Source organism: Paenibacillus senegalensis JC66 (assembly GCF_000285515.1).
GTDB classification, from domain to species: Bacteria; Bacillota; Bacilli; order Paenibacillales; family NBRC-103111; genus Paenibacillus_L; species Paenibacillus_L senegalensis.
The window spans coordinates 610,110-622,310 of sequence record NZ_HE610958.1; the positions used below are offsets into that span (position 1 = coordinate 610,110).

Sequence of the window (12,201 nt, forward strand, 5' to 3'; positions counted from 1 at the left end):
CCCGCCGCCTTTCCTACAACAGGGAGTTGAAGCATTCAAACAAGCTTCCCTGCGTGAGGCCGCATTGCTCCCGAATAGCCTGCAGGTTGCCGCTGGCGACCAGGCGCCCCTCATTCATTAACAGAAATTGATCACAGATTCGTTCAGCTGTATCCAACACATGGGTAGACATAAGCACGCCCGCTCCTTGCTGCCGCGCATCCTCCAGCAGTTCCAAAAAGTCCTTGATGGCCCTTGGGTCCAATCCGATAAAAGGCTCATCTACAATGAACACATCAGGCTTCTGCAAAAACGCTAAAATGAGCATCACCTTCTGCTGCATCCCTTTAGAAAAAGAAGAAGGCAAATGGTGCTTTACCGCCTGCATTCTGAAAATATCCAACAGCTCATTCGCCCGCTTTATAAATTGAGCATCTTCAATCTTCCAAGCAGAAGCAGCCAGCTCCAGATGCTCCCACAAAGTCAGCCGTTCATAAAGAATCGGGTGTTCAGGGATGTAAGAATATGTTCCCTGTCTCGAAAGCGTACCCTTCATGTCTTTGAGCTGGCCAAGAATCGCTTTGATCGTTGTGCTCTTGCCTGCACCGTTAGGCCCGATCAAGCCAACCCACTCGCCGGCTTCAAGCTGGAAGGCTACGTCACGGATAACGCCTCTCTTGCCCTCGTATCCGGCCTCCTCGATTTGAACCTTTAGCAAAGCTTCTTCTGCTAAAAGAGGATCGGGCAAATAATCTGTAGAATTCGCTGAGGGTTTCGCCAGGGTTTTGGCTGCAGTGTCGTTCTTGCTTTCCTGCATGGATAATGCCCCTTTCACAACTTAAGCTTGCCTCAATAATCTCCTTAGTAATACGCAGCTCTCTGCTATAGTTTTCATATTTTTAGTCCCTACTACCCGAAGGGATTTACAGCCAATTGATGATAGCGTTTACAATTCCGCCTATAAGACCAATAGCCAAGAGAGAAACCGCTCCCCCTGTAACAACAAATAAAATTCTCTGGGCAGAAGGCTGGGCAGAATGGGCGGAAGGCAAAGAGCATTTCACACACTTGCCCCTGGTCCCTACAGCTGCTCCACAGCCAGAACAATATTGTTTTTGACCACTCATACCCACTGCCCTCCATTCATCTTCATACCCTTCATTGTATAACGGCCCTTTACTACGTATGACACTTTCTTCAGCTGGATTGTTCCACTCTCTGACATAGTATTTTGGGCAAAATGCACATTAAAAAAGAGGCGATACAAGATGAGCTGCCACTTCTTTAACTTTATCCTTGAAGGGACGCTCCAGATAGCTTTCATAAGTGATTTCCTTGCTGTCAGCCAAATCCTTGTCAAAATCGTTTTGCAGACGGGAAATCGTTTGCGGGTCGAAAAACAAAGCGTTAATTTCAAAGTTTTTGAAATAACTGCGCATGTCCATATTCGCAGTGCCTACGCTGCATATGCAGTCATCAATCAGAGTAACCTTGGCATGCAAAAAGCCTTTAGCGTAATAATAAAAGCGCACCCCCGCCTGAAGAAGCTCCTTGATGTAGGAGCGGGAGGCCCAATAGATGACCCTGCTGTCTGGAATAGCCGGCAGCAAAATAGTAACCTTTACCCCGCTTAATGTAGCGAGCTTTAAGGCACTAATTATGGCCCGGTCCGGAATAAAATACGGCGTTGCAATGCGAATGGAATGCTTGGCTGCGGTAATACATGCCATCACACTCGCCTGGATTACCTCGCGGTAGCCGTCCGGCCCCCCTGCAACGATTTGTACCCATTCTATCGAATGCTGACTCACCTCAGGAAAATACGGTTTCCCGGCAAGCTTCTTTCCGGTTACATGCTTCCAATCCGCCATAAAGGTTTCCTGCAGGCTGTATACGGCCTCCCCTTCAATCTGCACGTGAGTATCCCGCCAAAATCCGAGCTTAGGATCCTTCCCTAAGTATTCGTCTCCAACATTAATTCCGCCAAAAAAACCGATTCGGCCGTCGATGACCACAATTTTACGATGGTTGCGGTAATTAATTTTGTTAGCAAATAGAGAAAGCCAGGGAGGCGAAAAGCAGCCTGTTTCCACACCATAGCGCTGCAGGCGCTCGATAAACCCTTTGGACAATTGATGGCTGCCTATACCATCATACAGCAATCTAACCTCCACGCCGTCTTTTGCTTTTTTGATCATCCGCTCGGCAAACTGTTCGCCTATACCCTGCTCACGAAATATGTAGTAGTCCAGATGGATGTGGTGTACGGCCGTTTCCATGGCCTTAAGAATAGCTTCAAAAGTGGCCTGTCCATTCGTCAAGATACGATTTTTATTGAATTTGGACATCTTGGATGGAGCCGGAAAGCGGCTTAGTAATTGAAGCAGCTTGCGGTCAACCCGGGGGCACACTTGACAAATCTCATGCCACTCTTCCTTCACCTCTTCTTGTCCGGATGAGGTTGGGATGAGCTGTTCCTCCCGGTGCCGCCTCCTGCTTCCCGGATAACGCCTTTCTATAAAAAAATACATAACTAGACCTGCCAGGGGCAACATTATAAGTACCAACAGCCAGGCGAGCGCTTTTGCCGGCTGCCGAAATTCCAGAAAAATAATAACAAGGACTTGCAATAATAGAAAAGCCAGTCCCGCAGTAATCCAGATCAAATGCTTCAGCTCCTTCTCCCCGTTCCTTTGCTAAGCGGGCGGGCTCCAATAAGCCAAACAAGCCGGGTGATAACAGTGTTTCCAAAAAAAACAAAAATAAAAAGACGGGCGAACCGGTTACCGATCTGCCATTTGTCCAAGACTTTGAAAAAGTCGATATCTCCCCTTCCCTCGATGAAAATGAAAGGATGATCAAAGAGCTGTTTAATGATTGTTCGGATATAGTTATCCGGCCCTTCACGATGAGCAACGGCACAAGAGCGATGGCCGTTCTTGTTGACGGGCTCGTCATCTCGGATATGGTCGATGATGCGCTGCGGGCCGCTATGCTGTGGAAGGGCAGCGATGGCAGAGATGCAGCCGAAGCGATGCAAGAAGTTTTTCCAGTATCCCAAATTAGTTTGGCCCATAACTACAAAGATTTGCTGCACGGAGTGCTGGGGGGAGATACGGCCATTATTATCGACAACCAGACAGAAGTTGTGCTTTGGGGCATTCGCGGCCCCACTACCCGGGGTGTTTCGGAGCCAAGCAGTGAAGAATCGGTTAGAGGACCGCGAGAAGGGTTTATCGAGCTTTTAAGAACGAACACCTCTCTGCTCCGGCGTAAAATCCGTTCACCCCGGCTAAAAATGAAGCCGATGGTTATCGGCAAACACAGCAATACGGACGTTGTCGTCTCCTATATAGAAGGGTTGACCAATCCGGATTTAGTAGAAGAAGTTGTAACCCGTCTTAAGAAGGTGGATATTGACGGGGTGTTTGAATCGGGGTATTTGGAAGAGTTCATTCAAGACAGTTCCTACTCCCCTTTCCCGCAGCTTCAGTATTCGGAAAAGCCGGATACGATTGCAGCAGCGCTGCTTCAGGGGAGGGTCGCTGTCCTCGTAGACGGAACTCCTTTTGCCCTGCTTGCGCCCACCACCTTCTTTCAGCTAATGCAGGCGTCGGAAGACTACTACGAGCGGTTTCAGATCTCCACCCTGATCCGCTGGCTAAGATACATTTTTCTTATTATGTCTCTTGTTATACCGGCCCTTTATGTCGCCATTACTACTTTTCATTCCGAGCTGCTGCCTACAGGACTATTGTTAAGCATTGCCGCCGCCAGAGAATCAATTCCTTTCCCGGCCGTAGTGGAGGCCTTGATTATGGAAGTCATTTTTGAAGCTCTGCGGGAGGCCGGCATCCGGTTGCCGCGGGCCGTGGGGTCAGCCATCGGTATTCTTGGAGCTCTCGTAATCGGGACGGCTGCTGTCGAAGCGGGAATCGTCTCCGCACCTATCGTTATCGTCGTTTCGATCACGGGCATTGCTTCCTTTACGATTCCGCACTTCAGCGGCGCTATCGCTGTAAGGATGCTTAGATTTCCGCTGTTAATTATCGCATCCATATTCGGGATCTACGGAGTTTTGGTCGGCATCCTGCTTATTTTAGGCCATATGGCCAACCTCCGCTCATTCGGGGTACCTTATCTGACCCCATTAGGCCCGACAAATTGGAAGGACATAAAAGACACTCTGATTCGCGCCCCGCAATGGCAGCTGACTACTCGCCCAAGCTTCGTGGGGGCGCAGGATAATGTCCGGGTGAATGAAGCGATATCCCGTGAAATTAGCCAGCATAATGGCCAGAAAGGTATTGGAGATGATCATAATCAATCCGGGCAGTCCCATCATGGAGCACCCTCATCAGAACAAGACCGCAGCTCCGGTTCCCGGGAAGGGAACGATGAAGGAGGAGGGCGCTCATGATTTCATGGTTCGCTTCCCGTGCCCGCCGTACAGCTATTCTGATCATTGCTCTGTCTCTCCTGCTTGCCGGCTGCTGGGATCGGATTGAGCTGAATGACATGGCTTTCGTTGTCGCTATCGGAGTAGATGTCGAGGATAACGGACAATATCGGGTCGCAGTGCAGATTCCCTTAACAGGAAAGCTGGGCGGACCTGAGGGCGGCGAAGGCGGCTCCGGAGGAAGTGGCGAGATATTTACCAATTACGCCATCGCTGATTCCTTAATGGAGGCTTATACGATGCTGCAGAACCGAATGCCAAGACGATTAAAATTCGGACATTATCGCGTGCTCGTTATGGGCGAAGAGTATGCCCGCCAAGGAATGAAAGGCTTATTCGATCTGCTGGCCCGAAAAAGCGAGAATCGTCTGTCTGTCTTTCCCCTCGTAGCCAAAGGCAAGGCGTTCGATTTGCTGCAGACCCAGCCTTCCCTCGAGAAATTTCCGAGTGAAGGGCTTAGGGAATTGGCCAAAACAGGCGAAATGACGGCCTACACGCTTAAGGATACTGCTTATTCCCTAAGCCATACCGGTGGTGATCCGGTTCTGATCTATATGGGCAGCAGCAAACTGACTCCCGAGGAAGGGGAGCCGATTGAGGATATGAAGATATTTGGCTATGCCCAATTCTCCTCGGACCGGATGATCGATATTTTTGACCGGGATGCCGCCATCGGCCTCAATTGGCTGCGCGGAATCATAAAGCCTTACACGGTTGCCGTAAACCTGGATGAAGATAACCGGGTCGTCTTCAACGTTATTTCCTCGCAAACCAAGCTGCTTCCCGAGGTGGACGACCATAACCGCTTGTCGGTTGATGTGCAGGTGACTGCCCGTTTAGAGCTGTCCGAAAACAAGAGCGATAACGACCTCATTGAAGACCACATTTTGGAGAAGGTCAAAGCAGATGCAGCGGACATTATTCATGGGCAAATTACAGAAGCTGTCAATCTGATCAAAAAAAATGGCGCAGATTCAGCGAATATCGGATTGACTCTTTACAGGAAGCAGCCGGCGAAATGGCCTAGTCTGCAGGAGGATTGGCCCGAAATTTTAAAGGCGGCCGACTTTCAAATTCAGGTGGTTACCGATATTGAGCAGGTAGGCTTAATTAGCGAGAACATAGTCAGGAGGTAAAGTATGAACCCCATTTTTGCAGTTCCATTCGTGATCGGCTATATCCTATGGATCCTTATCGATTACTCGAAGGTTAGGGACAGCGTCCGCTCCAAGATTGTGTTTATCGCTATACAAGTACTGACTGCTGTGCTTTTCGTTGCTGTATTCTTGAATTTTCGAATGCCTAACCCGGTTACCGCCATCAACGAAATCATTTATCCTTGGGCCCAATCCTTGATAGGGGAGATCTCTTATGTCAAAATTGGTGATTAGCAGCCGTCAGCTGACTTATCTGATCGCTTCTACCCTGATCACTGCAAGCATCATCAATGATCCTCAGCAATTGGCCAGAAGCACGGGACATGACGCTGTTTTTTCCTATGCTCTGGCTTTGCTCTACGGCTTGGGAATTGGCTATGTGTTCTACGCATTGGCCCGCAGGTATCCCGGCAAAAACCTGTTTGAGATCAGCTTTCTGCTCGCTGGAAAATGGGGAGGCGGCTTCATAAACCTTCTTTTAATGCTTAATATCTGGTTTGTGTTTGTCCGAGACTCGTATACGACGACTACTTTTTTGCGAACTACGCTGCTGCAAAGGACGCCACCGGAAATTTTGCTGCTGCTTTTCATTTCGGTGATCATTTATTACGGTCAAACCAGCATCGAGGTAACTGCAAGGGTAAATGAGATCGTATTTCCCTTCATTTTCATTGTGCTGATCGGGCTGCCGCTGCTGCTGCTAAATGAGATTTCCCTAACTCAATGGGAGCCTCTGTTCACTCAACCGGGAAGCCAGCTGGTGCTCGGGAATCTGTTAAACGCCGCCCGTTTTGGCGATCTTATTGTAATTGGCGCATTCCTGCACACCATTGCAAACTCCAGGCACTTGCTGACTGCTATCAGATACGGAGCTATTTTGTCCGGAATGATCTTGACGATAGTGGTTGCCACCTCCATGGCGGTATTTGGTGCCGATATCGTAGCAAGATTAAACTTTCCATTTTACTCCCTGGTTTCCCAGATCCACATTACCGATTTTCTTGACCGGCTGGATGTGTTTATGTTTAGTCTTTATTTTCCATCGGCGGTTATCAATGTTGTCTTTTCTTTCATGGCCTTTTTGGTTGGCCTTTCCGCCTTTACCGGTAAGAAGGACCATACTCCTTACAGCCGCTCCATGGGATGGTTCTTTCTGCTGGTCATTCCGATAAGCTTCCGTAACATTGTCGAGCTGACACAGTTTACTTTTTTCGCCTATCCTTTCTTTGTACTGCTGACCCAACCCGTGCTGTTAGTGTGTTTGTTCGTTCTGGGAGTTATGAGAAAACGGAGAGCTCCGATTCAGGATCATGAAGATAACACGAGCCAGCAGGCTGAATCTTCGCATCACCAGAGCGGCGGCCGTTATGGCAAAAATTCATTAAGAATATGGATGCGCTTGACCCACTTTTTCATGCTGGCAGCCTTGTTGTTGATTATAGCAGGGGTTTGGTTAGGCAAAGCTTACTCTTGGGCAGGTGCCGTCTGTTCACTAGGCTACGGCCTTTGCTTGATTGCTATCTTCATTACCTCGACATATGAGCGGCGCCAGGCAGGTGCGGGTTAGTCCACTCATTATGGGGAGTGCCTCTAATCATATGACTGCAATCACTATGGGATTGCTGGCGTTTCGGTTACAATGGTTACTAAATAGATGTTCAGAGTTATAAGTTGCGGGAGAGCGGAATCATGATAGAAAAACATAAATGGCACTGGTCGGAATGGATATTGTTGGCCCTATATGGAGGCTGGGCTGTTCTTGTAATTCTTTATTACACCCTATACGGGGAAGCGTCACTCCCCTTGTCTCCGGCCCAAACTTTTTTCCTGCTCGGGGTTATCTATATGCTTCCAGTGATTGCCTGGAGGCCAGGCTGGGTGCACCCGGTCATCTTTCCCCTTCTTATTTTGCTCGCTATCGGGCCTGCTCAAGTATATTTCGCTTACCACTTAGAAGAACAAACAGGGCTTCTGCTTGTCCCTTTAATTATCGCAGGCTTTCTTTCACGGTGGACTACGATTTGGTGGACCGTTCCAGCGTTTTTAATCCTGCCTACCATCACCTACCTGCTTCCGATTGGACAGGGGGTGCGTCTGCCGTTATTTTTTTCCGAACTAATCTTCTCCTGTTTCAGCTTTCTGATCGGACTTGGCATCCAGCGCGTGCTTCACTCTCACCTGAGAATGAAGAAGCTTTACGAGGAAAACTTGAAGCAATATGATCTTATCAGGCAGCAAAAAAACGTACTGGAGCAGTATGCAGAACAAGTGGAGAACTTAACCTTACTGGAGGAGAGAAATCGTCTCGCCCGGGAGCTGCATGACACAGTAGGCCACACCTTTACATCCGTCATAATGGGAATGGACGCCGTTTCCTATCTTGTACATAGTCATCCCGACAAAGCAGTGGAGAAGCTCGAGGTGCTTCGCAAGGTTACTCGTGAAGGGCTGGATGAGATCCGCAGAAGTATTCATCAGATTGCCCCTCTGGACGAGAGGCTCGGCCTGACAACGCAAATTTCCAGACTGGCCCATGAATTTGCGGCCCATACCGGTACTCAGGTCAAGGTCGAGACTTTGGGCGAGGAACAGGAGCTGCCCCTGCAGCTCAAGCTGACGCTTGTCCGCTGTGTCCAGGAGTCTCTGACTAATGCCAAACGGCACGGCGGGGCCCCTTTTATTCAAATTAAAATTGAATTTTATTCTGATCACATCAAATTGGTTATTAAAGATAATGGGGTCGGTACAGACAATATTAAGCTTGGGTTCGGGTTGACCTCCATGAAAGAACGGCTGGCTGCATGGCGTGGAGATCTGTCGATTCACTCAACCCCGGATTTGGGAACTACGATTACATGCACGGTCTCTTATACAACAGCGAGCTCAAGCAGTAAAGGTTTGGGAGGAGGATGAAACGGTGAAGGATATCCGATTAATGCTGGTTGATGACCAGGATCTGATTAGAGAAAGCCTGCATATTGTGCTTGATATGGATCCCGATATTCAAGTCATCGGCATGGCCGAAAACGGAGAAGTCGCCTTGGAACTATGTGAAAGCAATAGACCGAATACGGTTTTAATGGACATCCATATGCCTGTAATGGATGGAGTAGAGGCCACCCGGAGAATCAAGGAGCGCTGGCCGGAGATTCGCGTTATTATTCTGACTACCTTTCAAGATGTGGACTATGTGGTTCAAGCTTTGGATGCTGGGGCTGAAGGCTACCTGCTGAAGGCTATTCATCCGAAAGAGCTTGCAGCTGGAATTAAGTGGGTCCACGGAGGGGGCACGCTCATTCCGCAGGATATTGCACGAATGCTGGTCAGTGAAATCAAAGGGGCGGATCATCCTAACCTCCCTTCTGCCACATCAGTTCCAGAGGTCAAGCCGTTAACCTACGGTCTCAGTGACCGCGAGCTGCAGGTGCTGCAATGTATATCCGATGGGCTCAATAATCGTGAAATCGCCGAAAAACTATTTCTATCCGAAGGCACGGTCAAAAATTACATTTCCAACATTTACTCGAAGCTTGATGTCCGGGATCGGATGCAGGCTTCCAAGAAAGCCAATGATGAAGGGATTCTGTAATGATGTGCTGCCAATTCTAACCATTCTATAGTTATGCCTGTAGTGGCAAACCGCTTCCGGGGCTGTCCAGTCAGTGAAAACTGACGGTTGGACGCCCCGTTTCTGTTGTACAGCAAAAATCAGATGCACTTAGGTCCGGCTTCCGGTTGAAGAATGAGATGACCACTCCGCGATAGAGGGGGCCTCCGACCGATCGTTGTTAAAAAGGTCGCTCCTTTACGATGCCTCAATTTTCAAAGATATCTTTAACTCCCCCCTTGACGAATCCATTTTCTGTAACTATAATATTCCCATGTCTTTACTTGGATTTAATCGTTTTCCAACTTATTCAAGGGGATGTTCAGATGATTAAAACGTCTAAGCTTGTTGGCCGTCAACTGTTTACTTTCTTTCTAATTGCCATCCTTATGATCATTAGTGCTTGTTCCAACTCGTCCGGTTCCGCATCCGAGAAAAAAATCCGTATCGGCTATCTTAATGTAATGGACGATGCGCAGGCATTGCTTGCTTATGACGGCGGTTATTATAAAGCTGCCGGGCTCGATGCGGAGATGGTTCAATTCTCAAGCGGCACCGACCTGATCAAGGCCATTGTCGGAGGCCAATTAGACGCCGGTGTGCTCGGCTTTACCAATGCGGTTACCTGGGCAGCTCAAGGCGCAGACCTGAAAGTAGTCGGCGGAGCCCAGCTTGGCTTTCACAGCATATTGGTGAACAAGGACAGTGACATTCAGACCGTAGCCGATCTGAAGGGTCGTACACTGGCCTCTCAAAAGCAAGGAAGCACTGCGGATGTGGTGCTAAACGGAGTCGTTCTCGCCGAGGAAAATCTCGTTAGGGAAGATCTCAACATGGTTTATGTGGAACCGCAAAACGCCATTCAATCCCTGCATGCGGGACAGGTAGACGCGGCTTTCGTCTTTGAGCCTTTCGATAAAATCGCCCAATTGCAATTCGAAGCCCGGCAAATTTATGAAATTGGCAGCGTATGGCCATTCCCTTGTATGGTGGTCATCACTTCGGGAGAAGTGCTGGAGAAAGACCGCGATATGATTAACCGCATGCTCGATGCACAGAAGGAAGCGATCGATGTGCTCGAGAACAACTCCCAGGAAGCAGCCGAGATCTTGACCCCCCGCTTTATTGGCGGAGATACGCTCGACACACCTAATGGACCGGTATCTGCTGTTGAAGTCATCAAGGAGTCGATCGATTCGCAAATTTTCAACTGGGAGTTAACCGAAGATCAGATCAAGCGTATGCAGGAAATTTCCGATATTATGCTCGAGCAGGGCTCTTTGGAAAAAGCGGTAAATGTTGAAGATCTGCTCGATCTAACCTGGCAAAATGAGATTAAAGGCTAAGGAGCGGTCTTTGTGAAAAAGGACACGGTACCTGTACAAACTGAATCGATCGGCTCCAAAACAAGACCAAGCAGCCGGCTTACCCGGCGAATTTGGACAAAAAGCTGGCCGTATGCTGCTGCAGTGGGTACTCTCCTGCTGGTCTGGCAGCTGACGGCTATGTTTCTGAATAAGCCATTCTTGCTGCCGGATATTCCAAAGGTTATCCCTCGTTTGCTGAGTATTTTTTCAAATGAAGAATTCAGCCAGGGAATTTGGAGCAGTATATACCGGCTGTCTGTAGGTTATCCGCTCGCCTGTCTTCTCGGAGCGCTGCTCGGTTTGCTGGGCGGGGTTTCCCGCACGTTTGCTGTCTACCTGCGCAGCCTGATTTCCATTTTGCAATCTATACCGCCTATTACCTGGGTCCCTTTCTTTATGATCCTGCTTGGCTTTGGGCATCTTACGGTTATTACCATTATCACGATCGCCAGCTTCTTTCCTATGGCTCTATCCGTACTCAACGGAACGGAAGGAGTCAGCAAAACCCATCTCGAACTGGCAAGGGTATTGGGCGCTAACAAAAAGCAGCAAATCTGGAAAGTGTTCGCTCCCGAATCGCTGCCTTCCTTTATTACGGGAGCCCAAGTATCATTCGGTAATGCCTGGCGTTCCCTGATTGCCGCCGAGATGGTCGGTGGAGCCAGTGTCGGATTGGGGAGATATTTAAGCTATCGCTCGGAAATTGCCGATATGCAGGGCGTTCTGATCAGTATTATTGTAATTGGAACGATCGCGGCCATTATTGACCTGGTGCTTCTGGAGAAGCTGAAGCGCAGACTTCTGCATTGGCGGTACCTGCCGGGAGGGGATAAATAATGCAAACTCTGGAGCTTAAAGCAGTAGATAAATTTTTCGGAGAGCTGCAGGTGCTTTCCTCTATTGACATTCATGTGGAGCAAGGAGAGTTCGCCGTGATTGTTGGACCCTCCGGCTGCGGAAAAAGCACGGCATTAAGAATGCTTGCCGGCCTGGAGCATCCTACCAGCGGCGAAGTATTTGGCAATGGAGTGCCTATTACTGACCCGGATCCCAAAAGGGTGTTGATCTTTCAGGAGCATGCTCTGTACCCCTGGAGAACCGTTGAGCAGAACGTCGGCTTTGGCCTCGAGCTGGCTAACATTCCAGTCAAAGAACGGAAAAAGAGAGTTAATGAAGTGCTCGACAAGGTAGGCTTAGACGGATTTCAAAGCTATTATCCGCAGCAATTATCGGGCGGTATGAAGCAGCGGGCCTCGATAGCCAGAGCATTGGTCATGAACCCGGAAGTGCTGCTGCTGGATGAGCCTTATGGCGCATTGGATGCTATTACGCGTCTAACGATGCAAAATGAGCTGCTCAAGCTGTGGAAAGGCAGCGGCATGACTTGTGTATTGATTACTCATGACATCGACGAAGCGGTTTATCTGGCTGATTCTATTTATGTGATGAGCCCCCGGCCGGGAAAAATTTTGGAGAAAATTACGACCGGCCTCCCCCGGCCCAGAAACCGCAACAGCAGCGGTTTCGTGGAGATCCGGCAGCGGATTATGGATCATTTGGACATCGGAACTTACCATATATAATGCTTGATAAAAAAAGAGCCTGCCGATATGATGGATGGATATCTGCGGC

At 48.9% G+C, this 12,201-nt stretch carries 12 protein-coding genes; 9 read left to right on the forward strand and 3 right to left on the reverse strand.

Going from position 1 to position 12,201, the window contains the following annotated elements; translation table 11 throughout:
* Positions 1-13: 13 nt before the first annotated feature.
* From PSHG_RS11140 to cls, 3 genes are all read right to left on the reverse strand, one after another.
* Positions 14-796 (reverse strand): ABC transporter ATP-binding protein, encoded by a 783-nt coding sequence (locus PSHG_RS11140; protein ID WP_010272761.1) that lies wholly within the window; start codon positions 794-796, stop codon positions 14-16.
* 106 nt (positions 797-902) lie between these two features.
* Complete coding sequence (locus PSHG_RS11145) at positions 903-1,106, reverse strand: hypothetical protein (protein WP_010272762.1); 204 nt, start codon at positions 1,104-1,106, stop codon at positions 903-905.
* A 120-nt stretch (positions 1,107-1,226) separates the two neighbouring features.
* The gene (gene cls / locus PSHG_RS11150) at positions 1,227-2,645 is read right to left on the reverse strand and encodes a cardiolipin synthase (protein ID WP_010272763.1); all 1,419 of its coding nucleotides are present in this window, start codon (positions 2,643-2,645) and stop codon (positions 1,227-1,229) included.
* 188 nt (positions 2,646-2,833) lie between these two features.
* On the opposite strand from cls, the gene PSHG_RS27310 reads away from it, so the two are divergent.
* The 9 genes from PSHG_RS27310 to PSHG_RS11195 all read left to right on the forward strand — a co-directional run bounded on the left by PSHG_RS27310 (position 2,834) and on the right by PSHG_RS11195 (position 12,152).
* The gene (locus PSHG_RS27310; RefSeq protein ID WP_010272764.1) at positions 2,834-4,399 is read left to right on the forward strand and encodes a spore germination protein; all 1,566 of its coding nucleotides are present in this window, start codon (positions 2,834-2,836) and stop codon (positions 4,397-4,399) included.
* The gene (locus PSHG_RS29330; protein WP_010272765.1) at positions 4,396-5,574 is read left to right on the forward strand and encodes a Ger(x)C family spore germination protein; all 1,179 of its coding nucleotides are present in this window, start codon (positions 4,396-4,398) and stop codon (positions 5,572-5,574) included. Before PSHG_RS27310 ends, PSHG_RS29330 begins: the two co-directional genes overlap by 4 nt.
* A 3-nt stretch (positions 5,575-5,577) precedes the next feature.
* Positions 5,578-5,829 (forward strand): hypothetical protein, encoded by a 252-nt coding sequence (locus PSHG_RS11165; protein WP_010272766.1) that lies wholly within the window; start codon positions 5,578-5,580, stop codon positions 5,827-5,829.
* Positions 5,810-7,162: a GerAB/ArcD/ProY family transporter gene (locus PSHG_RS27320; RefSeq protein ID WP_052310061.1), complete on the forward strand. Its 1,353-nt coding sequence runs from the start codon at positions 5,810-5,812 to the stop codon at positions 7,160-7,162. The genes PSHG_RS11165 and PSHG_RS27320 overlap by 20 nt, the downstream gene beginning before the upstream one ends.
* A gap of 122 nt (positions 7,163-7,284) precedes the next feature.
* Entirely contained in the window at positions 7,285-8,508 is a 1,224-nt protein-coding gene (locus PSHG_RS11175) for a sensor histidine kinase (RefSeq protein ID WP_026021317.1), read from the forward strand.
* Positions 8,509-8,512: 4 nt separating this feature from the next.
* Positions 8,513-9,184, forward strand: a complete 672-nt coding sequence (locus PSHG_RS11180; RefSeq protein ID WP_026021318.1) for a response regulator transcription factor — start codon at positions 8,513-8,515, stop codon at positions 9,182-9,184.
* A gap of 344 nt (positions 9,185-9,528) precedes the next feature.
* Positions 9,529-10,548 (forward strand): ABC transporter substrate-binding protein, encoded by a 1,020-nt coding sequence (locus tag PSHG_RS11185; RefSeq protein WP_010272768.1) that lies wholly within the window; start codon positions 9,529-9,531, stop codon positions 10,546-10,548.
* A 12-nt stretch (positions 10,549-10,560) separates the two neighbouring features.
* Entirely contained in the window at positions 10,561-11,406 is an 846-nt protein-coding gene (locus PSHG_RS11190; protein ID WP_010272769.1) for an ABC transporter permease, read from the forward strand.
* The gene (locus PSHG_RS11195) at positions 11,406-12,152 is read left to right on the forward strand and encodes an ABC transporter ATP-binding protein (RefSeq protein ID WP_010272770.1); all 747 of its coding nucleotides are present in this window, start codon (positions 11,406-11,408) and stop codon (positions 12,150-12,152) included. Before PSHG_RS11190 ends, PSHG_RS11195 begins: the two co-directional genes overlap by 1 nt.
* Positions 12,153-12,201: the final 49 nt, after the last annotated feature.